The organism is Bacillus sp. jun7, from assembly GCF_051034795.1.
GTDB classification, from domain to species: Bacteria; Bacillota; Bacilli; order Bacillales; family Bacillaceae; genus Bacillus; species Bacillus velezensis.
This window is the reverse complement of sequence record NZ_CP093219.1, coordinates 2299152-2323267: the sequence shown is the minus strand read 5'-3', so window position 1 is coordinate 2323267 and position 24116 is coordinate 2299152. Positions and strand designations below refer to the sequence as shown.

Here is a 24116-nt window from a genome sequence, read left to right as displayed (position 1 = left end):
ATAATGGGAGACCATACTAGGGAAAAATGATTTTTTCACATCAGGAGGTCCAACGTATGGCTTTGCATTATTTCTGCCGCCACTGCGGCTTTAAGGTAGGGAGCCTGGAATATTCGACGGTGCCGACACAGTCACTTGGATTTCAGCACTTAACAAATGAGGAAAGAAACGATATGATTTCATATAAAGACAATGGAGATGTCCATGTTCTTACAATTTGTGAAGACTGCCAAGAGGCGCTGGAACGCAATCCGCACTACCATGAACACAACACATTTATTCAATAAGAAGCTTTGGTGTAGATTCTAGACCAAAGCGTTTTTCTGTTCTTGCAGAAAATAGAGAGGAGGGCCCATATGGACAACATTCAAACCTTTATTAAAGAAAGCGATGATTTTAAATCCATTGTCAACGGTTTACATGAGGGGCTGAAGGAACAGCTGCTTGCGGGTCTGTCAGGTTCCGCGCGTTCTGTTTTTACCTCCGCCCTTGCACAGGAAACGAAAAGGCCGATTTTCTTTATCACTCATAATTTATATCAGGCCCAAAAAGTGACGGAAGATCTGACGGCGCTTCTCGGGGATCAATCTGTTTTTTTATACCCCGTGAATGAATTGATTTCTTCAGAAATTGCGGTAGCCAGTCCTGAACTGCGCGCTCAGCGGCTTGATGTCATTAATAGATTAACAAACGGAGAAGCGCCGGTCGTTGTGGCGCCCGTTGCGGCAGTGAGAAGAATGCTTCCGCCGAAGGAGCTGTGGAAAAGCAGCCAGCTCGTCATTTCACTCGGAGACGATATAGAACCGGATCAGCTGTCCGCGCGCCTTGTAGAGGTGGGGTATGAGCGTTCCGATATGGTTTCTGCACCCGGTGAATTCAGTATTCGCGGCGGAATTATCGACATTTATCCGCTGACGTCGGAGCATCCGGTGCGAATTGAACTGTTTGATACGGAGGTCGATTCCATCAGAAGCTTCAATTCTGATGACCAGAGATCAATTGAGACGCTCAAACATGTGGCGATCGGACCGGCGAAGGAATTGATCATCAGGGCGGAAGAAAAAGCCCGGGCAATGGAAAGGCTCGATAAAGGGCTTGCCGACAGTCTGAAAAAGCTGAAGCAGGACAAACAAAAGGAAATGCTTCATATCAATATCTCACATGATAAAGAACGGTTATCAACGGGACAGACTGATCAGGAACTTGTGAAGTATCTCTCGTACTTTTACGAAAAACCTGCTAGTTTGCTAGATTATACACCGGCAGACACGTTGTTACTGTTAGACGAGGTCAGCCGCATTCATGAAATGGAGGATCAGCTGCAAAAAGAAGAGGCCGAATTTACGACAAGTCTGCTCGAGGAAGGGAAAATTCTGCATGACATTCATTTATCCTTCAGCTTTCAGGAGCTTATGAGCGAAAAGCGGCGCCCGGCTATTTATTATTCATTATTTTTGCGTCATGTCCAGCATACAAGCCCTCAGAATATCGTGAATGTGACAAGCCGGCAGATGCAGAGTTTTCACGGGCAGATGAATGTGCTTGCAGGTGAAATGGAGCGCTTCAAGAAATCAAACTTCACCGTCGTCTTTTTAGGCGCAAATAAGGACAGAACCGACAGATTGGCATCCGTGCTGGCTGATTACGAAATTGAAGCCGCAAAAACGGACAGCTCCAAAGCGCTTGTGCAAGGACAGGTCTATGTCATGGAAGGCGAGCTGCAATCCGGTTTTGAACTGCCGCTGATGAAGCTGGCCGTCATTACGGAGGAAGAGCTGTTCAAAAACCGAATCAAGAAAAAGCCGAGAAAGCAGAAGCTGACAAATGCCGAACGGATCAAAAGCTATTCCGAGCTTCAGGTCGGTGACTATGTCGTCCACGTCAACCACGGGATCGGTAAGTATTTGGGGATCGAAACACTGGAAATCAAAGGCATTCATAAAGATTACCTCAACATTCATTATCAGGGCAGCGATAAGCTGTACGTCCCTGTAGAACAAATCGATCAGGTGCAGAAGTACGTCGGCTCTGAAGGAAAAGAACCGAAGCTTTATAAACTGGGCGGCAGTGAATGGAAACGGGTGAAGAAAAAAGTTGAAAACTCCGTTCAGGATATTGCCGATGATCTGATTAAGCTTTATGCGGAACGGGAAGCAAGCAAAGGCTATGCGTTCTCGCCCGATCATGAAATGCAGCGGCAGTTCGAATCTGCTTTCCCTTATCAGGAAACAGAGGACCAGCTCCGTTCCATTCAGGAGATTAAAAAGGATATGGAAAGAGAGCGCCCGATGGACCGTTTGCTTTGCGGTGATGTGGGATACGGGAAGACGGAGGTAGCCATCCGAGCGGCCTTTAAAGCGATCGCAGACGGAAAGCAGGTCGCGCTTCTTGTGCCGACGACAATACTCGCGCAAGCAGCATTATGAAACCATTATGGAGCGTTTTCAGGACTATCCGATTAACATCGGTCTTCTCAGCCGATTCAGAACGAGAAAAGAGTCCAATGAAACGATTAAAGGCCTGAAAAACGGAACGGTAGACATCGTAATCGGAACCCACAGGCTCTTGTCTAAAGACGTCGTCTATAAAGATCTCGGCTTGCTCATCATTGATGAAGAGCAGCGCTTCGGCGTAACGCATAAGGAAAAAATCAAACAGATCAAAGCCAATGTCGATGTACTGACTCTTACAGCGACGCCGATTCCGCGTACGCTTCATATGTCCATGCTCGGTGTGCGGGATTTATCCGTTATTGAAACGCCGCCGGAAAACCGTTTCCCTGTTCAGACATATGTCGTGGAATACAACGGCGCGCTTGTACGAGAAGCTATCGAAAGAGAACTGGCGCGCGGAGGACAGGTATATTTCTTGTACAACCGCGTGGATGACATCGAGCGGAAGGCTGATGAAATTTCCATGCTTGTTCCCGATGCGAAAGTGGCATATGCCCACGGAAAAATGACTGAAAATGAATTGGAAAGCGTCATGCTCAATTTTCTGGAAGGGGAATCAGACGTCCTTGTCAGCACGACTATTATTGAGACAGGCGTAGATATACCAAATGTCAATACCTTGATTGTGTTCGACGGAGACAAAATGGGGCTGTCTCAGCTGTATCAGCTGAGAGGACGGGTCGGCCGTTCCAACCGCGTCGCTTACGCGTATTTTACGTACCGCAGAGACAAAGTGCTTACTGAGGTGGCGGAAAAACGGCTGCAGGCGATTAAAGAATTTACCGAGCTGGGATCAGGCTTTAAAATTGCCATGCGTGACTTGACGATCAGGGGAGCGGGGAACCTTCTCGGCGCCCAGCAGCACGGCTTTATCGACTCAGTCGGCTTTGACCTGTACTCGCAAATGCTCAAGGAAGCGATTGAAGAGCGGAAAGGCGATATTCCGAAAAGCGAACAGTTTGAGACAGAAATCGATATCGAGCTTGACGCGTATATTCCCGAAAACTATATACAAGACGGCAAGCAAAAAATCGACATGTATAAACGCTTCAGGTCAATCGCCACAATTGAGGAGAAAAATGAGCTCCAAGATGAAATCATTGACAGGTTCGGCAGCTACCCTAAAGAAGTTGAATGGCTGTTTACGGTTGCTGAGATGAAGGTATACGGAAAATATGAACGCGTCGAACTCATCAAGCAGGATAAAGACGCGATCAGATTTACCATTTCTGAAGAGGCCAGCGCACAGATTGACGGCCAGAAATTATTCGAACTCGGCAATAAATACGGCCGGCAGATCGGACTGGGAATGGAAGGGAAAAAGCTGAAAATCTCAGTACAGACGAAAGGCCGCAAAACGGAAGAGTGGCTGGAGACCGTTCTCGGCATGCTGAAAGGACTTCAGAATGTGAAGAAAGAAACAATCGCATCTTCATAAAAATTGTTACTCTCTGGTGTATATTACATTTGATGTGACGGATACTAATTTCAAGCGAGTGGCGGAAGCTACATAAAGTAAAGAGCTTTAGTACTTTCCCTTAAATATCATCACATGAAAGAGAGGCACCAGAGAGATGAAAGCTACAGGTATCGTACGTCGTATTGATGATCTAGGACGGGTCGTCATTCCTAAAGAAATTCGGAGAACACTGCGGATCAGGGAAGGAGACCCGCTTGAAATATTCGTTGACCGCGACGGAGAAGTTATATTGAAAAAATATTCTCCTATCAGTGAGCTTGGCGATTTTGCGAAAGAATATGCAGATGCATTGTATGACAGTCTCGGCCATTCCGTCTTGATTTGCGACCGTGACGCGTATATTGCCGTTTCGGGCAGTTCGAAAAAAGAATTTCTGAACAAATCCATCAGCGATTTGCTCGAAAAAACGATGGATCAGCGCAGCTCAGTGGTAGAAAACGACGTGAAGTCCGCGCAGCTTGTGAATGACGTTGATGAAGATATGAGCTCCTATACAATCGCTCCGATCGTGGCAAATGGCGATCCTATCGGTGCCGTAGTCATCTTTTCCAAGGAACAGGCGCTTGGAGAAGTAGAGCATAAAGCGGTAGAAACGGCAGCCAGTTTTTTGGCGAGACAAATGGAGCAGTAGGTCTTATTACCATTATTGAAATAAGAAACGGGGAAAGAACAGCTCTTATACAAGTGCTGTTCTTTTTCATATTCATATGTGCTCTCTATCGGTTCGGCCGTTAGGATTGTGATATAATAAGCTCGTTTTATAGACGTAATTTTCTAGCGGCTGGAAGGAGCTTTTGGATGAACGATTCAGTTGGCGCCAAGCGGCAATCGGCATGGAAAGGTGCTTTTGTGCTCGTCGTTGCGGGCATCGTGACGAAGATATTAAGCGCCGTGTACAGGGTTCCTTTTCAGAATATTGTCGGTGACGTCGGATTTTACATTTATCAGCAGGTGTATCCGTTTTTAGGGATCGCGGTCATGCTGTCAACATCCGGTTTTCCGGTGATCATCTCAAAATTAATGAACGATTATAGCGATCATAAACAAAAAATAATGAAAATTTCCGCCCTTTATGTCACGGCGGCCGGACTTGTTCTGTTTGCGCTCATGTATGCCGGCGCGGCGCCGTTGGCCGGTTTTATGGGTGACGCCCGCCTTGTGATGCTGATAAGGGTCGCGGCGTTCGCTTTCATACTGTTTCCGTTTACGGCGGTTATCCGGGGGTATTTCCAAGGCGTGCATGATATGATGCCGTCAGCCTTATCCCAGATTACGGAACAGCTTCTTCGCGTGGCGGTGCTTCTCGGTTTATCCTTCTGGCTTTTGAAAAGCGGCCGTTCATTATACGCGGCGGGTGCGGGGGCGGCCTCGGGATCAATAGCCGGGAGCTTTGCGGCCCTTTGTGTATTGGCTGTTTTCTGGTATAAGCGGGAAGAAACAAAGAAAGACGGCGGACATATCGAAACGGCCGTCATTGTAAAAAAGCTGCTGCTTTATTCAGTCACCATCTGTATCAGCAGTGTACTCATGCTTTTGATTCAGCTTGTAGACGCCTTAAACTTATATTCGCTGCTTTCAGACGGGACGGAGAGCCATGCCGCGAAACAGCTGAAAGGCATATATGACCGCGGACAGCCGCTCCTTCAGCTGGGAACCGTGTTTGCCGTCAGTATCGCCGCGTCCTTGGTTCCTTCAATTTCAAAAGCGGTGCATGGGAACAAGCCGTTTATCATAAAAGAGAAAGCGTCATCTGCAGTCAAGCTCTGCCTTGCGGTAGGGATCGGTGCATCAGCCGGGCTTTTTTGTATTTTAGAACCGGTGAATATCATGCTTTTCCAAAACAGTGAGGGGACGCAGACCTTACAAATATTCAGCTTATCTATCTTTTTTGCCTCAATTGCGCTTACGGCAGCCGCGATTCTGCAAGGAGCGGGACATACCGTTTTCCCCGCCGTATCCGTTTTGGCGGGAGGGGCGCTGAAATGGGTGCTGAATGTTTGGCTGGTCCCCGGCTGGGGTATTACAGGAGCGGCACTGGCGACCGTCTTGGCATTCGCCGCAGTTGCGTGCCTGAATCTCCGGAGAATTTGGTCGAAGGGCTGGCTGACGAATATCGGCGGCGTGATTGTCCGTCTGTGCTGGTGCAGTCTGCTGATGGTCTTCTTTTTGCTCGTATATATGAAGCTTTGGCAGTTATTTGTTCCTGTCAGCAGGGCCGGAGCTGTATGTGAGAGTCTGTCTGCGTCAGTCATCGGAGGGCTATTGTTTATTTATTGTATGATAAGAATGAAGATTTTCACGGATGAAGAGCTGAGCGGCCTTCCTTTCGGCAGTGCTTTAAGCAAATTGAAAAAGAGGAGAGAAAAACATGGCAGGTAATATTACGGTCGTCGGCCTCGGCGCCGGAGACATGGATCAGTTGACAGTGGGCGTACATAAGCTGCTGACTCAGGCGAAGCATTTATATATAAGAACGAAAGACCACCCTTTGATTTCGGAATTAGAGCAAGAGACGGAAGCGGACATCCGGTATTTTGATGATATTTATGAAAAACATGATCAGTTTGAAGCAGTCTATGAAGAGATCACGGACATTCTGTTTGAAAAAGCGAAGCAAGAAGATGTCGTCTACGCTGTACCCGGGCATCCGTTTGTCGCTGAGAAAACCGTTCAGCTGTTATTTGAACGCCGGGAAGAACAACAGATAGCTGTTCATACTGCCGGAGGGCAAAGCTTTCTGGATGCCACTTTTAATGCATTGCGAATTGATCCGATTGAAGGGTTTCAATTTACGGATGCGCAAACAATGACGCCGGATGAGCTCGAACTCCGGCATCACCTGATCATCTGCCAGGTTTATGACCAAATGACGGCCTCTGAGGTGAAGCTGACGCTCATGGAGAAATTGCCTGACGACTATGAAGTGGTCATCGTTACGGCAGCCGGGAGCCAGGGAGAAAAGATGACCAAGGTGCCTTTGTTTGAACTTGACCGCAATGTAGAAATAAATAACTTAACAAGCGTGTATGTTCCGCCGATTAAAAAAGAAGAACTCCTTTACCAGGAATTTTCTGCATTCCGAAGTATTATTCGCGAGCTTCGCGGGCCGAACGGCTGTCCGTGGGATCAAAAGCAGACACACCAGTCATTAAAGAAATATATGATTGAGGAATGCTACGAACTGCTTGAGGCCATTGACGAAGAGGACACGGATCACATGATAGAAGAACTCGGGGACGTCATGCTTCAGGTTATGCTGCACGCCCAGATCGGAGAAGACGAGGGGTATTTCTCAATTGATGATGTCATCAGAGACATCAGTGCGAAGATGGTCAGACGGCACCCGCATGTGTTTAAGGATGTTAAGGTTCAGGATGAACATGATGTCGTCGCCAACTGGGAAGAAATCAAAAAGGCGGAAAAGCAAACAACATCCTCTTCATTGCTGGATGCCGTGCCGAAAACACTGCCTTCTCTTGCGAAAGCCGCCAAGCTTCAGAAAAAAGCCGCAAAAACCGGCTTTGACTGGGATAACGTTCAGGACATATGGGATAAAGTAAATGAAGAGCTGAAGGAATTTTCTGCAGAGGCTTCCGCCGAATCAGCAGATGAAATCAGCTTAAAAGCTGAATTCGGCGATGTTTTATTTGCATTGGTCAATATCGGCCGATACTATAAAATTGAGCCTGAGGAAGCGCTCGCCATGACAAATGACAAATTCCGCAGACGCTTTGCTTATATTGAGAAAGAAGCGGCAGCAAAGGGCCTTGAATTGACCGCAATGTCACTTGAGGAAATGGACAAATTGTGGGATGAAGCAAAAGAAATGGAGAGGAGATTCTGATATGAGACTTGATAAGTTTTTAAAAGTATCCAGATTAATTAAACGCCGCACATTGGCGAAAGAGGTCGCCGATCAAGGGAGAATCACCGTTAACGGGAATCAGGCGAAAGCCAGCTCAGACGTAAAAGCCGGTGATGAACTGAAGGTCCGCTTCGGGCAGAAGCTTGTCACCGTGAAGGTAAATGAATTGAAAGAAACAACGAAAAAAGAAGAAGCCGCGGGCATGTATACAATCGTCAAAGAAGAAAAACTCGGCGAATAGGCTTGTTCTAAACAAGGCTCCCGCCTCATACAATGCAGTAATAATGCTAAAAGTATCGAGGATATGGGGGCTGAATAGATGAATTCATATTATGAGCAAAAAGGTTCTTCTTCTGTTCCGGAACAGCATGATGTAACGATGAAAGGGAGAAAGCATTTAGACATTTCGGGCGTCAAGCATGTGGAAAGTTTTGATAACGAAGAGTTTTTGCTGGAAACGGTTATGGGAATGCTTTCCGTCAGAGGCGAGAACCTGCAGATGAAAAACCTTGATGTGGAAAAAGGGATTGTATCTATAAAAGGCAGGGTGTTTGACCTTGTATATTTAGACGAGCAGCAAGGGGATAAAGCTAAAGGGTTTTTTAGCAAGTTGTTTAAATGACGCTGACGACCCAATTTTATACGATGCTGGCAATGACCGGTATGGGCGCCTGGCTCGGAGCGTCGCTTGATACATACAGGCTGTTTGTCAGCCGCGCCAAAACGGCCAGATGGCTGTTATTCATTCATGACATTCTCTTTTGGATTGTACAAGGTCTGCTGTTTTTCTATGTGCTGCTCAACGTGAATGAAGGGGAACTCAGGGTATACATTTTCTTGGCTGTCTTACTGGGTATTGCGACGTACCAAAGCCTGTTTAAACGAATGTATATAAAAATACTGAAATTTGCCATTCATCTTGCGGTGTCTCTTTACCAATTCGCAAAAAAGCTCATTCAGCACGTGCTGTTCCGTCCGGTGCTTCTGCTCTTTAAGCTGCTCATCGGGCTGATCACGGTTATTTCTTTATACTCCTATCGGGTGAGTGCCTTTTTTGCGAAGTGTCTTTTTAAGATCGTAGCGTTTTTGCTGTATCCGCTGTTTTTCCTGTTGAAACAATTATTGAAACTTCTTCCTGAAAAGTGGCGTCTTACTTTCAAACGATATTTTCAAAAAAGTGCAGGATTTTTACAAAAGAGCAAGAAACTAATCATAACAATCAGATCGACCATGATACGTATTTTGAAAAGGTGAAAGGAGGACCGTCTGGTTTGAATCTATCTAGGGAACGTACAATAACTGAAATTCAAAACGACTATAAAGAGCAGGTTGAACGGCAATCCCAGCTTATGAAAAGAAGGCGGAAAGGGCTTTTCAGACGGTTGATCGTATTCGGCGCCCTTGTGTTGTTGACGGCTATTGTCTTAGCGGGTTCTCTGTGGTCACAGACCTCTTCCCTTAGCGCAAACGAAGAAAAAAAGGCTCAGCTGGAAAAACAAGTAAAAGAATTGAATGCGAAACAGGCTGATTTAAAAGATGAAATTTCCAAATTAAAGGATGAGGATTACGTCACAGAGCTTGCCAGAAGAGACTTGTTTATGTCAGGAAATGGTGAGATTCTCTTTAATGTAGAAAAGAAGAGCAAGTAGCCTTGTTGACACTTAAATTTTTATTTAGGTATAATTAAACAAACGATCTTTTTATAAGCCTAAGGAGGAGCACTTTTTTTATGTCGATTGAAGTTGGCAGCAAGTTGCAAGGGAAAATAACAGGTATTACAAATTTCGGAGCATTTGTTGAATTGCCTGGAGGCTCAACCGGTCTCGTTCATATCAGTGAGGTAGCCGATAATTATGTAAAAGACATTAACGAGCATTTAAAAGTCGGCGATCAAGTTGAAGTGAAAGTCATCAACGTTGAAAAAGACGGGAAAATTGGTTTATCAATTAAAAAAGCTAAAGACCGTCCGCAAGCCAGACCTAGAAATGATTTCCGTCCGAAAGAATCTTTTGAACAGAAAATGAACAAGTTTCTTAAAGATAGCGAAGACCGCTTATCATCTTTAAAACGAAACACGGAATCAAAACGTGGAGGGCGCGGAGCAAGAAGAGGATAACTTGCTGCTTTCTATAAATACATGGAGCATCCGTCTATCCCAGCGGGTGCTTTTTTTGTATGCGCCTTTATAGTCAGAAAATTAAAACTTTGAAGTTTCTGTTGACGGAATGAAGAAACCTTTGTATTATATAACTTGTGCTTATAAGCACCTATATGGCGGTGTAGCTCAGCTGGCTAGAGCGTACGGTTCATACCCGTGAGGTCGGGGGTTCGATCCCCTCCGCCGCTACCATATATATCTGGCCCGTTGGTCAAGCGGTTAAGACACCGCCCTTTCACGGCGGTAACACGGGTTCGAATCCCGTACGGGTCATCAAGCGAATCGGCTTCTGTTGCAGAAGCCGATTTTTTCATATTTAGACAACTTTTTGAGAAATGTCGGAGGAAATACGAAAGGAAAGGGGAACAAGGGAGAAAGCGTCGAAGAGTTCTTTGGAATTGTTACCTTCTTTTGACAAAATCCTATCTGTGCTTTCATTTATAATGACAAGCAACGAATAAAACAGGTGGGGGATGAGAGCAATGGAAAAAGCGGAAAGAAGAGTGAACGGGCCGATGGCGGGACAAGCTCTGGAAAAACTGCAATCGTTTTTTGAAAAGGCGGCAAAGCTTACAGTCCATCAAGCGCATTCACTTTTTTTCTATAAGGGTTTCATTTATGTCGTGATCGGTTTTTTACTTGGACGGGCTTTCATATTATCTGAGGTTCTTCCGTTTGCACTGCCGTTTTTCGGAGCGATGCTTTTGATCAGAAGAGATAAAGCCTTCTATGCTTGTCTGTCTTTGCTTGCGGGCGCTTTAACCATTTCGCCGAAACACTCTTTATTGATTCTCACAGCTTTGGCCGTCTTCACTCTATTTTCAAAAATCGGTACATATATCGTGCAGGACCGGGTGAAGATGCTGCCGATCGTGGTGTTTTTCTCAATGGCTGCCGCGAGAATCGGATTTGTTTATTTTGAAAGCGGCGCTTTTACAACCTATGATTATGTGATGGCTGTTGTCGAGGCGGGCCTGGCCTTTATTTTGACGCTGATCTTTTTACAAAGCCTGCCGATTTTCACGATCAAAAAAGTGAAGCAATCGTTAAAAATAGAAGAAATCATCTGTTTTATGATCTTGATCGCATCTGTTTTAACCGGGCTTGCCGGTGTTTCATTTCAGGGAATGCAGGCTGAGCATATCCTGGCCCGCTATGTCGTGCTGAGTTTTTCCTTTGTCGGCGGGGCAAGCATCGGCTGTACGGTCGGTGTTGTGACCGGACTGATCCTCGGGCTTGCGAATATCGGGAATCTCTATCAAATGAGTCTGCTTGCGTTTTCCGGGCTTCTTGGCGGGCTGCTGAAAGAAGGAAAGAAAGCCGGCGCCGCAGTCGGATTGGTGATCGGCTCACTGCTGATTTCATTATATGGAGAAGGGTCTGCCGGATTAATGACCACTCTTTATGAATCTTTGATTGCCGTTGTTTTGTTTTTGATTACGCCCCAATCGATTACGAAAAAGGTGGCGCGATACATACCGGGCACTGCTGAGCACAGTCAGGAACAGCAGCAGTACGCGAGGAAAATCAGAGATGTCACCGCCCAGAAAGTAGACCAGTTCTCCAATGTGTTTCATGCCTTGTCGGAGAGCTTCGCCACCTTTCATCAGACGTCTTCCGATGAGCAGGCTGAAGAAGGGGAAGTGGATCTCTTTTTAAGCAAAATCACCGAGCATTCCTGCCAATCCTGCTATAAGAAAAGCAAATGCTGGGTTCAAAACTTTGATAAAACATATGACTTAATGAAACAAGTTATGCATGAAACAGAGGAAAAACAGTATGCCTCAAACCGCAGATTAAAAAAAGAGTTTCAACAGCACTGTTCCAAATCCAGACAGGTGGAAGAGCTGATTGAGGACGAACTTGCCCACCATCACGCCCATCTGACACTGAAGAGAAAAGTTCAGGACAGCAGGAGGCTTGTTGCCGAGCAGCTGTTGGGGGTTTCTGAGGTCATGGCGGACTTTTCTCGGGAAATAAAACGGGAGAGGGAGCAGCATTTTATTCAGGAAGAACAAATGATAGAGGCGCTTCAGCATTTCGGAATCGAGATTCAGCATGTCGAGATATACAGCTTGGAGCAGGGCAATATTGATATCGAAATGACAATCCCGTTCAGCGGAGGACACGGTGAGAGTGAGAAAATTATCGCCCCGATGCTGTCTGACATTCTTGAGGAGCAGATACTTGTCAAAAGCGAACAGCACTCGGCTCATCCGAATGGCTACAGCCATGTTGCGTTCGGTTCGACCAAATCGTACCGGGTATCGACAGGCGCGGCTCATGCGGCTAAAGGCGGCGGCCTTGTCTCCGGCGACAGCTACAGCATGATGGAACTGGGGGCGAGAAAATATGCGGCCGCGATCAGTGACGGCATGGGCAATGGGGCGAGGGCCCATTATGAGAGCAACGAAACGATTAAGCTGCTCGAAAAAATTCTCGAATCAGGTATTGATGAAAAAATAGCGATCAAAACGATCAACAGTATTCTGTCTTTACGGACGACAGATGAAATCTACTCAACTCTCGATCTTTCTATCATTGATCTTCAGGATGCAAGCTGCAAATTCTTGAAGGTCGGTTCAACGCCGAGTTTTATCAAGCGGGGAGATCAAGTCATGAAAGTGCAGGCCAGCAATCTGCCGATCGGTATCATCAATGAATTTGATGTGGAGGTTGTAAGTGAACAGTTAAAAGCGGGAGATCTGCTCGTCATGATGAGTGACGGTATTTTTGAAGGACCGAAGCACGTTGAAAACCACGACCTGTGGATGAAACGGAAAATGAAAGGGCTGAAAACCGAAGATCCGCAGGAAATCGCTGATATATTAATGGAAGAGGTCATCAGAACGCGTTCCGGCCAAATCGAAGACGATATGACGGTGGTTGTTGTCCGGATTGATCACAACACGCCGAAATGGGCTTCCATACCGGTGCCGGCGGTATTCCAAAATAAAAAGGAGATTTCTTAATCCTTTCGTATAAATCACTTTCCTTCTGGCGAAGATGGGACTAATCGTATCACCGGGAGGAATGTATGTGAATAAGGGACATTTAAATCAAGTTCTGCTGATTACAGATGGCTGCTCCAATCATGGTGAAGACCCGATTGCAATGGCGGCTTTCGCCAAGGAGCAGGGGATTACGGTGAATGTTATAGGAATTATGGAAGAAAATGCGATTGACCAAGAGGCAATGAAGGAAGTTGAAGGCATCGCCATGGCCGGTGGCGGCGTCCATCAAGTTGTGTACGCGTCACAATTGTCTCAGACGGTTCAAATGGTAACGAAAAAAGCAATGACCCAGACGCTGCAAGGTGTCGTCAATCAAGAGCTAAAACAAATCTTAGGGAAAAACGTTGAAATGGAAGAGCTTTCTCCTGAAAAACGGGGCGAAGTGATGGAAGTGGTTGATGAACTCGGAGAAACAGTTCATCTGCAGGTGCTTGTGCTGGTTGATACGAGTGCGAGTATGGCGCCGAAACTGCCGACGGTGAAAGAAGCGCTGATCGATCTTTCCATCAGTTTAAATTCCCGGGCCGGACAAAATGAATTTGCCATGTGTATATTTCCCGGGAAAAGCCAGGAAGTTGAGCTTGTGCTGAATTGGACGCCGAAGCTTGAATCCCTTTCTGCACTCTTTGCGAAGCTGTCGACCGGCGGTATCACCCCTACGGGCCCCGCTATCCGGGAAGCGACGCAGCAGTTTGAGAGAATCCGCTCAAGAAGGAGCATGTTGGCAGATGATGAACGACGCTTTAACGAGTTTGGCATGTAGTCTGGCACCGGGGACGGCAATTCAGGGCAAATGGAACGGCAAATCCTACAGATTGCTCAAACAGCTTGGAAAAGGGGCTAACGGTATTGTATATCTGGCAGAAGCATCAGGCGGACAGGTCGCTTTGAAAATAAGCAGCGACAGCATGTCTGTTACCTCTGAAGTGAATGTCTTAAAATCCTTTTCAAAGGCCCGGTCGCAAACGATGGGGCCTTCTTTTTTTGATGCGGACGATGCGTTTATTCCGCAGCTGAATAAAAATGTCTCTTTTTACGTGATGGAGTACATAGAAGGGCCGCTTCTTCCGCAATATATCAGCAGTAAGGGAGCGGAGTGGATTCCGGTGCTGATGGTGCAGCTTCTTTCCAGCCTGTCAGTCCTTCATCAGCAAGGGTGGGTTTTTGGCGACCTCAAACCGGACAATCTCATTGTAACCGGACCTCCGGCTGCCATCCGCTGCATTGATGTAGGGGGAACGACAAAACAAGGCCGCGCGATTAAAGAGTATACGGAGTTTTACGACAGGGGCTATTGGGGGTATGGAACAAGAAAAGCAGAACCATCCTATGACCTGTTTGCTGTCGCAATGATCATGATCCACTGTGTCCAGAAGAAAGAGTGCAAAAAGTCAGGACAGCCGAAAGAACAGCTTCGTTCTATCATTGAAGGCCACCCGTTTCTGAATAAGTATAAGAAGGTTCTGTTTTCTGCTTTAAACGGCCAATATCCGTCTGCGGAAGCCATGAAGCATGACATCCTGACGGCGGGGCAGAGCGCCGGGAGTAAAAGGAAAGCCGCCGCCAAGCCTAAGCCGCCGCAATCAAAACCGCGGCAGGGCGCTGTATCTCAAACGCGGTATAAACCTAAACAAAAACCCGCAAAGCACAATGGTTTGTTTGAAACAACACTTATTTTAATCAGCGTTCTCGCCCTTTATTTCGCTTACATCGTCTTTTTTCTCATCTAATGCCGGCCGGACGCCTGCGCTCATGCTTCTTCTTTGCTTGGAGGGAATGAAAGTGATAGGATATGTATATCTTTAAAAAACCTGCTCATTGTGAGGGGGACATTGTGAAAAGCGTGGAAGATTTTTTCAAAACATATCATCTTCAGGCGGAGGGAGAAACGATTATTGCCGGGGTCTCCGGAGGCCCTGATTCAATGGCGCTTCTCAGTATGCTGAATAAGCACTTCGGGCATTCTTCCGTTATCATAGCGGCGCATGTCGACCATCAGTTCAGGGGTCCTGAATCTGAAGAAGATATGAAGTTTGTGCAGTCATATTGCGAAGCGGAACACATCCTCTGCGAAACGGTACAGATTGATGTTTCTGCATACGCAAAAAAGAATAAGCTGAACAAGCAGGCTGCCGCGCGTGATTGCAGATATCAGTTTTTCGAAGATCTGATGGCAAAACACCAAGCGAAGTTTTTGGCGCTGGCTCATCACGGCGATGACCAGGTTGAGACAATGCTCATGAGGCTTGCGAAAGGTACGCTCGGCGCAGGGCTCGCGGGAATGCAGCCCGTCCGCGAATTTGCATCCGGCTGGCTGATCAGGCCTTTCCTCTATGCGGCAAAGGATGAAATCCTAGAATACTGCCGTCAAGAAGGGCTCAGCTACAGAACGGATGAGAGCAATGCAAAAGACGATTATACAAGAAACAGATTCAGAAAGACCGTGCTTCCTTTTTTAAAACAAGAATCACCTGACGTTCATAAAATGTTTCAAAAGGTGAGTGAAGCACTGACAGAAGACGAACAATACTTGCAGTCATTAACGAAAGAACGAATGAATAAGGTTATTACAAGCAAGTCTGACACATCGGTTGAAGTCGATTCCTCTCAATTGCTTGCCCTTCCGATACCTTTACAAAGAAGAGGAGTTCAACTAATATTAAACTATCTTTATGAAAACGTTCCATCGTCGTTTTCCGCCCGCCACATACAGCAGTTTCTGGAATGGGCGGAAAATGGAAGCGCCTCGGGAGTGCTTGATTTTCCGAAAGGGCTGAAGGTGGTCAAATCATATCAGACATGTTTGTTTACATTTGAACAATGGCAATGTGAAAAGGTTCCCTTTGAGCTGCAGCTGCAAGGAGCGGAAGGCGAGACTGCTGTTCTCCCCAACGGCTTTATGATAGAGGTGGCCGATCAGGCTGACCCTCATATCAAAAATGGGAATGCTGTTTTTATGACAAGCAGAAATAAGGTGCAATTTCCTTTAACAATCCGGACGAGAAAAATCGGCGACCGGATTAAACTTAAAGGGATGAATGGCTCGAAAAAGGTAAAAGATATATTTATTGATCATAAACTCCCTCTGCGGGATCGGGACGAATGGCCGATTGTAACGGATGCGAGCGGTGAAATTATCTGGCTGCCTGGCTTGAAAAAATCCATCTTTGACGATCTTGTGATTTCAAACAGTGACCGCATTGTATTACAATATAGACAGCATGAAAAGTGTAGGGGGCAAGCATTAACATGAAACAGGATATCGAAAAAGTGCTGATCTCAGAAGATGAGATCCAGCAGAAAGTAAAACAGCTTGGAGAACAATTAACAAGCGAGTACAGCGACACGTTTCCGTTGGCAATCGGTGTGTTAAAGGGAGCGCTCCCTTTTATGGCTGATCTTATAAAGCATATTGATACATATTTGGAAATGGACTTCATGGATGTATCAAGCTACGGAAATTCCACGGTTTCTTCCGGAGAAGTCAAAATCATCAAAGATTTGGATACATCTGTAGAAGGCCGGGACATCTTAATCATTGAAGATATTATCGACAGTGGGTTAACCTTGAGCTATCTCGTAGAACTCTTCCGATATCGTAAAGCGAAATCAATTAAGATTGTTACCCTGTTGGATAAACCAAGCGGAAGAAAAGCGGACATTAAAGCAGACTTCGTAGGCTTTGAAGTTCCTGACGCGTTTGTTGTGGGTTACGGACTTGATTATGCCGAGCGCTATCGCAATCTGCCTTACATCGGAGTATTAAAACCGGCGATTTATGAAAGCTGATCGGCTGCCTGCTTCCGAGATGGTTATCGGTTGTATTGGAATGATTTTCTATGGTACTATTGAACATAGTTGTGCTTACTGTGGGAGGAGGTAAGGAATGAATCGGGTCTTCCGTAATACCATTTTTTATTTACTTATTTTATTAGTAGTAATCGGGGTTGTGAGTTACTTCCAGACCTCAAACCCGAAAACAGAAAATATGTCGTACAGTACGTTTATCAAGAACCTCGATGAAGGGAAAGTTGATAGCGTATCGGTTCAGCCTGTCAGAGGTGTTTATGAGGTAAAAGGACAGCTGAAAAAATACGATAAAGACCAGTACTTTTTAACACATGTTCCTGAAGGAAAAGGAGCAGACCAGATATTTGACGCAATTAAAAAGACGGACGTAAAAGTTGATCCCGCACAGGAAACAAGCGGGTGGGTGACGTTCTTAACGACGATCATTCCGTTTGTCATCATCTTTATTCTGTTTTTCTTCCTGCTCAATCAGGCTCAGGGCGGCGGCAGCCGTGTCATGAACTTCGGAAAGAGCAAAGCGAAGCTGTATACGGAAGAAAAGAAACGCGTGAAGTTTAAAGATGTTGCCGGCGCGGATGAGGAGAAGCAGGAGCTCGTTGAGGTTGTTGAGTTTCTGAAAGATCCCCGCAAATTCGCCGAGCTTGGCGCCAGAATCCCTAAAGGCGTGGCTGCTGGTCGGACCTCCGGGAACCGGTAAGACATTGCTTGCGAGAGCCTCAGCCGGTGAAGCGGGCGTTCCTTTCTTCAGCATCAGCGGATCTGACTTCGTTGAAATGTTTGTCGGTGTCGGTGCTTCCCGTGTGCGTGATTTATTCGAAAATGCGAAAAAGAATGCGCCTTGCCTGATCTTTATTGATGAGATCGACGCGGTAGGACGTCAGCGCGGCGCCGGTCTTGGCGGCGGGCATGATGAACGCGAACAGACGCTGAACCAGCTGCTTGTTGAGATGGACGGTTTCAGTGCGAATGAAGGAATCATTATTATCGCTGCGACAAACCGTGCGGACATTCTTGACCCTGCATTGCTCCGTCCGGGACGTTTTGACCGTCAGATTACGGTAGACCGTCCGGATGTCATCGGCCGTGAAGCCGTATTGCAGGTGCATGCGAGAAACAAACCGCTTGATGAGACGGTGAACTTAAAAGCAATCGCTTCAAGAACACCCGGTTTCTCAGGCGCAGATTTAGAAAACCTTCTTAACGAAGCGGCACTCGTTGCTGCCCGTCAAAACAAGAAGAAAATTGATATGCGCGACATTGATGAAGCAACGGACCGTGTCATTGCGGGTCCTGCGAAGAAGAGCCGTGTCATCTCGAAAAAAGAACGCAATATCGTGGCGTACCACGAGGGCGGTCACACCGTTATCGGACTTGTGCTGGATGAAGCCGATATGGTTCATAAAGTAACGATCGTTCCGAGGGGGCAGGCGGGCGGATACGCAGTCATGCTTCCGAGAGAAGACCGTTACTTCCAGACAAAACCTGAACTTCTCGATAAAATTGTCGGTCTTCTGGGCGGACGTGTTGCGGAGGAAATTATCTTCGGTGAAGTCAGCACGGGGGCTCACAATGACTTCCAGCGGGCAACGAACATTGCCAGAAGAATGGTGACAGAGTTCGGTATGTCAGAAAAACTCGGACCGCTTCAGTTCGGTCAATCTCAAGGCGGTCAAGTATTCCTGGGCCGGGATTTCAACAACGAGCAAAACTACAGTGATCAGATCGCTTACGAAATCGATCAGGAAATTCAGCGCATCATTAAAGAATGTTATGAGCGTGCGAAAACCATCCTGACTGAAAATCGTGATAAGCTTGAATTGATTGCTCAGACATTGCTTGATGTGGAAACATTAGATGCGGAACAAATCAAGCATCTCGTGGATCACGGAAAACTCCCTGAGCGCAATTTCTCAGATGACCATCTTCAAAAAGACGATGTGAAAGTAAACATCCTGTCTAAAACAGAAGACGAAAAGAAAGACGAGCCGAAAGAATAGTTCGCTTTCTGATATGAAAACCGCCGGCGTATACCGGCGGTTTTTTTACTGGTTTCGTTTTGTTTACAAAAGAGCCGCAGATCGTGTATGGTATTGTAGAATGTTGAAAATGTTATGATTAGAAACTATTCAAAAGTGGTGATAGAGGTTGTTACTGGTTATAGATGTGGGGAACACCAACACCGTGATTGGTGTATATCATGATGGGGAACTAGAATATCATTGGCGCATAGAAACGAGCAGGCACAAAACAGAAGACGAATTCGGCATGCTGCTCCGCTCCTTATTTGAACATTCCGGACTGATGTTTGAACAGATTGAAGGGATTATCATCTCATCCGTAGTGCCGCCGATTATGTTCTCTTTAGAAAGAATGTGCACAAAATACTTTCACATCGAGCCGCAGGTTGTCGGCCCGGGAATGAAAACAGGTTTAAATATAAAATATGACAATCCGAAAGAAGTGGGAGCTGACAGAATCGTCAATGCCGTTGCGGCGATTCATCAGTATGGCGGCCCCTTAATTGTTGTTGATTTCGGAACGGCGACGACGTATTGCTACATTGATGAAAACAAACAATATATGGGCGGCGCGATTGCTCCCGGCATTACAATTTCAACGGAAGCGCTGTACTCACGCGCGGCCAAGCTTCCGAGAATTGAAATCGCCCGACCGGACAATATCATCGGCAAAAACACGGTAAGCGCCATGCAGTCCGGCATCCTTTTCGGCTATGTCGGACAAGTTGAAGGCATTGTAAAGCGGATGAAATGGCAGGCCAAACAAGAACCGAAAGTCATTGCGACAGGCGGGCTTGCGTCATTAATCGCAAATGAATCAGACTGTATTGATATTGTTGACCCGTTTCTTACTTTAAAAGGGCTGGAAATCATTTATGAGCGAAATCGCGTGGGTCACGTATAGGAGGTAAACGATGGATTATTTAATTAAAGCAATTGCATATGATGGTAAAGTGCGGGCTTATGCAGCCAGAACGACAGATATGGTAAATGAAGCGCAAAGAAGGCATGACACGTGGCCGACGGCATCAGCCGCAATCGGCCGGACGATGACAGCGTCTCTGATGCTCGGAGCGATGCTTAAGGGTGAAGATAAGCTGACAGTCAAAATAGAAGGCGGCGGCCCGATCGGAGCCATTGTCGCAGATGCGAACGCAAAGGGTGAGGTAAGAGCATACGTATCAAACCCGCATGTTCATTTTGACCTCAATGAACAAGGGAAACTGGATGTCAGACGGGCGGTCGGAACTGACGGAACACTCAGTGTCGTAAAAGATTTGGGCTTGCGTGATTATTTTACGGGACAAGTAGAGATTGTCTCGGGTGAACTCGGTGATGACTTCACGTATTACCTTGTTTCTTCTGAACAAGTCCCTTCATCTGTCGGCGTAGGTGTTCTAGTGAATCCTGATAACACGATTCTCGCTGCGGGCGGGTTCATCATTCAGCTTCTTCCGGGGACTGATGAAGAAACCATTTCAACAATTGAAAAGCAATTATCTCAAATCGAACCGATTTCAAAATTGATTCAAAAAGGCCTGACACCGGAAGAAATCTTAGAAGAAGTTCTGGGTCAAAAACCGGACGTTCTCGAAACAATGCCGGTCAAATTTCACTGTTCTTGTTCAAAAGATCGATTCGAAACGGCCATTTTAGGACTAGGCAAAAAAGAAATACAAGATATGATAGAAGAAGACGGAAAAGCCGAAGCGGTTTGCCATTTTTGTAATGAGAAATATTTATTTACAAAAGAAGAACTGGAAGAGCTTCGTGACGAAACAACCCGCTAGCTCTTTAGCGGGTTGTTCTATTTTATAAAAGGGATGGGGTAGATTTTGAAATCGAGAACACTTTTAACGATTATTGTAGCGGCGCTGTTGGTATGCAGTGTGGCAGTGGCGTATAAGTTAACAAAATCCCAAGCTGCAGGGTCATCTGAAGAATCCATCGCGACAATCGGTGATAAACATATCACACGGCAGGACTGGATGAAAAAGATGGAAGACGAGTACGGAAAATCAACTCTGGAAGACATGATTAATGCACAAGTAGTGGAAGAACTTGCGAAAAAGAATAAACTCACAGTTTCAAACACCGAATTGGAACGTGAATTTCTTTTAATCAAAGCGGTGAATAATTCATTTTATGAAGACAGCCATATTACCGAAAAAGAATGGAGAGACCAGATCCGCTACAACATTCTTCTTGAAGAACTGCTGACGAAGGACATCGATATATCGGATAAGGAAATGCAATCATTTTATAATAAAAATAAAGAACTGTACCATTTCGATGATTCCTACAGAATCCGGCACATTGTCGTCAAAAACAAGGAAGAGGCGGACAGAGTGCTTGCTGATTTGAAAGGCGGTTCCGGCTTTGAAGCCGTCGCCGCTGAGCGTTCCACGGACAGATACACGTCTCAGTATGGCGGAGACCTCGGCTTTGTGACAGAAAACCAGGAAAATATCCCGCAGGCATATATCACAGAAGCTAAAAATCTCAAAGAAGATGAGTGGTCCGCTGAACCGATTAAAGTTTCTTCAGGATATGCCGTTATTCAGCTGAAAGAAAAGCTTAAAGCGAGAACTTTCTCATACAATGAAGTGAAGAGCCAAATCAGACGCCAGATCGCGATGGATCAATTAGGTGACAAGGCGACAGTCAAAACGCTGTGGAAAGAGGCGGGGGTCTCTTGGTTCTACGGGGAAAAAAGAACTAAATGATTGACAAAAAATTTTGAAATTGATAACTTATATTTATAATACCAATAAATTTAGTCGGAAATTGAGGTGTCCAACATGGTGCGTATTGCAAATTCTATTACTGAACTAATCGGAAATACTCCTATTGTGAAATTGAATCGCCTGACGGATGAAAACAGTGCAGATGTATATCTGAAGCTTGAATACATGAATCCGGGCAGCAGCGTAAAAGACCGTATCGGAGCGGCGATGATTGAAGCGGCTGAAAAAGAAGGAAAATTAAAAGCCGGCGACACAATCATTGAACCGACAAGCGGAAATACAGGGATCGGTCTTGCGATGGTGGCAGCGGCTAAAGGTCTCAGAGCCATTCTCGTTATGCCTGATACAATGAGTATGGAACGACGCAATCTGCTGCGCGCATACGGAGCGGAGCTTGTGCTGACTCCCGGCGCAGAAGGAATGAAGGGCGCCATTAAAAAGGCGGAAGAACTTGCGGAGGAAAACGGATACTTTGTGCCTCAGCAATTCAACAATGCGGCAAACCCGGAAATTCACCGTCAAACGACGGGGAAAGAAATCGTAGAACAGTTTGGTGACGACCAGCTTGATGCGTTCGTGGCCGGAATCGGTACCGGCGGAACCATCACGGGAGCGGGCGAAGTGCTGAAAGAAGCATATCCATCCATCAAAATCTATGCGGTAGAGCCGGCGGATTCTCCAGTTCTTTCCGGCGGAAAACCGGGCCCGCATAAAATTCAGGGTATCGGAGCGGGATTTGTCCCTGAAACATTGAATACGGACATCTATGATCAAATCATTCCCGTCAAAAATGAGGATGCATTTGAATATGCCCGTAAAACGGCAAAAGAAGAAGGGATTCTCGGCGGTATTTCTTCCGGAGCGGCCATTTACGCGGCGCTGGAAATCGCAAAAAAACTCGGGAAAGGCAAGAAAGTGCTTGCGATCATCCCTAGTAACGGAGAACGTTACTTAAGCACACCGCTTTATCAGTTTGAATAGAGACATACACACGGCTCCCGGCTGTATCCGGGAGTTTTTTTGTGCCTGAAGTATCGAAAATCCAAAAAACGTTTCGAATTTTATGGTTGGAAGTGAAATTCACTTTTTTCACCAGTGTGATTGCTTTAAAATAAAACTACAGTAAAACGAAGCAGAGGATTGATATGATGGCACAACGCAGACCGGCAGGAAGAAAAATACCTTTTACGAAACAAGCATTTTTACAGCGATATGAAAACCTTTCGAAATCGAGAAAACGGCATGTTCTGCTCGAAAGCGCGAGAGGGGGAAGATTCAGTATAGCCGGTCTAGATCCGATTGCGTCCGTCAGAGGGAAAGACGGAATTACTACGATCAAGCATGAGGGAGAAACACTGTTTAAAGAAGGTGACCCGCTGCGGGCCTTTCATGAATGGTTTGGAACGCTCGGAACGGAAACAAACGTTGAGTTTCCGGACTTTCAGGGCGGTGCGATTGGTTTTATCAGTTACGACTATGCCCGATATATTGAGAATTTTAAGATGCTGTCGTTAGATGATCTGGAAACACCCGATATTTACTTTCTTGTTTTTGATGATGTGGCCGTTTATGACCATGAGGAAGAGGCGTTATGGCTCATTACCCATACTGAAGCGGAAGAAGCGGATCTTGCGGAAGAAAAGCTGTCCAGCTTAGAGGACATGTGGTGTTCCCTCCAAACGGCGGACGAGCCTTTTTCACCGCTGAATCGGAATGGGGACGGATCGTACGCCGCTCCGTTCACTGAGGAAGGATTTTCACAGGCTGTAGAACAAATTAAACAATATATCGCGAGCGGCGATGTGTTCCAGGTTAATTTGTCCATCAGGCAGTCTCAGTCTTTATCCGTTCATCCGTATGAGGTGTATAAACACTTGAGAAACGTCAATCCGTCTCCTTACATGGCCTATCTCGAGACACCGGGGTTTCAAGTGATATGCGGGTCGCCGGAGCTATTGGTGACAAAGAAGGGGAAGAAGCTTGAAACGAGACCGATCGCGGGTACGCGTTCAAGAGGAAAAGACGATGCTGAAGACAAGGCTTTGGCTGATGAATTAATTCACAACGAAAAAGAACGTGCGGAACACGTCATGCTTGTTGATCTTGAGCGTAATGACCTCGGGCGCGTATCGCGCTACGGTTCCGTGCGGGTTAACGAGTTTATGGCGATCGAAAAGTATTCCCACGTCATGCATATCGTGTCAAACGTACAGGGAGAGCTGCAGGACGGATATGACGCGACAGACATTATTCATGCGGTGTTCCCGGGGGGCACCATCACGGGAGCGCCCAAAGTGAGAACGATGGAAATTATAGAAGAGCTTGAGCCGACAAGACGGGGGCTTTATACTGGATCTATAGGCTGGTTCGGATTCAACGGAGATTTGCAGTTTAACATTGTGATCCGGACGATCTATGCAGCCGGCGGACATGCTTTTATGCAGTCCGGAGCAGGAGTGGTTATTGATTCGGTTCCGAAGCATGAATACAAGGAATCGTTCAAAAAAGCTTTTGCGATGAAAAAGGCGTTAGAGCTGAGTGAAGAAGAGACAAAAAATCAGACGAGGTGAG

19 protein-coding genes, 2 tRNA genes and 2 pseudogenes are annotated in these 24116 nt (G+C 46.2%); all 23 read left to right on the top strand.

What is annotated here, in order from left to right:
- Window positions 1-56 precede the first annotated feature (56 nt).
- On the top strand, window positions 57-287 hold the full coding sequence (locus MJQ52_RS11220; protein WP_004264650.1) for an anti-sigma-F factor Fin family protein: 231 nt from the start codon (window positions 57-59) through the stop codon (window positions 285-287).
- A 69-nt stretch (window positions 288-356) separates the two neighbouring features.
- Window positions 357-3891 (top strand): annotated as a pseudogene (gene mfd, locus MJQ52_RS11215) (transcription-repair coupling factor).
- 136 nt (window positions 3892-4027) lie between these two features.
- Window positions 4028-4564: a stage V sporulation protein T gene (gene spoVT / locus MJQ52_RS11210; RefSeq protein ID WP_015416660.1), complete on the top strand. Its 537-nt coding sequence runs from the start codon at window positions 4028-4030 to the stop codon at window positions 4562-4564.
- Window positions 4565-4731: 167 nt separating this feature from the next.
- A complete protein-coding gene (locus MJQ52_RS11205; protein WP_104843028.1) occupies window positions 4732-6312 on the top strand; it encodes a putative polysaccharide biosynthesis protein in 1581 nt (526 codons plus the stop codon).
- On the top strand, window positions 6302-7777 hold the full coding sequence (gene mazG, locus MJQ52_RS11200) for a nucleoside triphosphate pyrophosphohydrolase (RefSeq protein WP_077721690.1): 1476 nt from the start codon (window positions 6302-6304) through the stop codon (window positions 7775-7777). The genes MJQ52_RS11205 and mazG overlap by 11 nt, the downstream gene beginning before the upstream one ends.
- Window position 7778: 1 nt before the next feature.
- Window positions 7779-8039, top strand: a complete 261-nt coding sequence (locus MJQ52_RS11195; RefSeq protein ID WP_004264639.1) for an RNA-binding S4 domain-containing protein — start codon at window positions 7779-7781, stop codon at window positions 8037-8039.
- Between the two features lie 78 nt (window positions 8040-8117).
- The gene (yabP, locus tag MJQ52_RS11190) at window positions 8118-8420 is read left to right on the top strand and encodes a sporulation protein YabP (RefSeq protein WP_004264638.1); all 303 of its coding nucleotides are present in this window, start codon (window positions 8118-8120) and stop codon (window positions 8418-8420) included.
- Entirely contained in the window at window positions 8417-9052 is a 636-nt protein-coding gene (gene yabQ / locus MJQ52_RS11185) for a spore cortex biosynthesis protein YabQ (protein ID WP_004264635.1), read from the top strand. The genes yabP and yabQ overlap by 4 nt, the downstream gene beginning before the upstream one ends.
- A gap of 17 nt (window positions 9053-9069) precedes the next feature.
- Window positions 9070-9447: a cell division protein DivIC gene (gene divIC / locus MJQ52_RS11180; RefSeq protein ID WP_004264632.1), complete on the top strand. Its 378-nt coding sequence runs from the start codon at window positions 9070-9072 to the stop codon at window positions 9445-9447.
- Between the two features lie 80 nt (window positions 9448-9527).
- Window positions 9528-9914, top strand: a complete 387-nt coding sequence (locus MJQ52_RS11175) for a S1 domain-containing RNA-binding protein (protein WP_004264630.1) — start codon at window positions 9528-9530, stop codon at window positions 9912-9914.
- 157 nt (window positions 9915-10071) lie between these two features.
- Window positions 10072-10148, top strand: a tRNA-Met gene (locus MJQ52_RS11170).
- 9 nt (window positions 10149-10157) lie between these two features.
- Window positions 10158-10229: transfer RNA gene (locus MJQ52_RS11165), tRNA-Glu, on the top strand.
- Window positions 10230-10438: 209 nt separating this feature from the next.
- Window positions 10439-12928 carry a stage II sporulation protein E gene (gene spoIIE, locus MJQ52_RS11160; protein ID WP_004264625.1) on the top strand — a complete coding sequence of 830 codons (2490 nt, stop codon included), beginning with the start codon at window positions 10439-10441 and terminating at the stop codon, window positions 12926-12928.
- A gap of 67 nt (window positions 12929-12995) precedes the next feature.
- Window positions 12996-13733 (top strand): VWA domain-containing protein, encoded by a 738-nt coding sequence (locus MJQ52_RS11155; RefSeq protein WP_004264624.1) that lies wholly within the window; start codon window positions 12996-12998, stop codon window positions 13731-13733.
- Complete coding sequence (locus MJQ52_RS11150) at window positions 13699-14700, top strand: protein kinase domain-containing protein (RefSeq protein ID WP_025650390.1); 1002 nt, start codon at window positions 13699-13701, stop codon at window positions 14698-14700. The genes MJQ52_RS11155 and MJQ52_RS11150 overlap by 35 nt, the downstream gene beginning before the upstream one ends.
- 104 nt (window positions 14701-14804) lie before the next feature.
- Window positions 14805-16223 (top strand): tRNA lysidine(34) synthetase TilS, encoded by a 1419-nt coding sequence (gene tilS / locus MJQ52_RS11145; protein WP_025650391.1) that lies wholly within the window; start codon window positions 14805-14807, stop codon window positions 16221-16223.
- Window positions 16220-16759 carry a hypoxanthine phosphoribosyltransferase gene (gene hpt / locus MJQ52_RS11140; RefSeq protein ID WP_004264611.1) on the top strand — a complete coding sequence of 180 codons (540 nt, stop codon included), beginning with the start codon at window positions 16220-16222 and terminating at the stop codon, window positions 16757-16759. The genes tilS and hpt overlap by 4 nt, the downstream gene beginning before the upstream one ends.
- Window positions 16760-16856: 97 nt before the next feature.
- A pseudogene (ftsH, locus tag MJQ52_RS11135) lies at window positions 16857-18777 on the top strand (ATP-dependent zinc metalloprotease FtsH).
- Window positions 18778-18925: 148 nt separating this feature from the next.
- Window positions 18926-19702 (top strand): type III pantothenate kinase, encoded by a 777-nt coding sequence (locus MJQ52_RS11130; RefSeq protein ID WP_025650393.1) that lies wholly within the window; start codon window positions 18926-18928, stop codon window positions 19700-19702.
- 10 nt (window positions 19703-19712) lie between these two features.
- On the top strand, window positions 19713-20588 hold the full coding sequence (gene hslO / locus MJQ52_RS11125; protein ID WP_004264606.1) for an Hsp33 family molecular chaperone HslO: 876 nt from the start codon (window positions 19713-19715) through the stop codon (window positions 20586-20588).
- A gap of 45 nt (window positions 20589-20633) precedes the next feature.
- Window positions 20634-21524 carry a peptidyl-prolyl cis-trans isomerase gene (locus MJQ52_RS11120; RefSeq protein WP_025650394.1) on the top strand — a complete coding sequence of 297 codons (891 nt, stop codon included), beginning with the start codon at window positions 20634-20636 and terminating at the stop codon, window positions 21522-21524.
- A gap of 75 nt (window positions 21525-21599) precedes the next feature.
- Entirely contained in the window at window positions 21600-22526 is a 927-nt protein-coding gene (gene cysK, locus MJQ52_RS11115; protein WP_032872203.1) for a cysteine synthase A, read from the top strand.
- Between the two features lie 167 nt (window positions 22527-22693).
- On the top strand, window positions 22694-24115 hold the full coding sequence (pabB, locus tag MJQ52_RS11110) for an aminodeoxychorismate synthase, component I (RefSeq protein ID WP_094247905.1): 1422 nt from the start codon (window positions 22694-22696) through the stop codon (window positions 24113-24115).
- Window position 24116 lies beyond the last annotated feature (1 nt).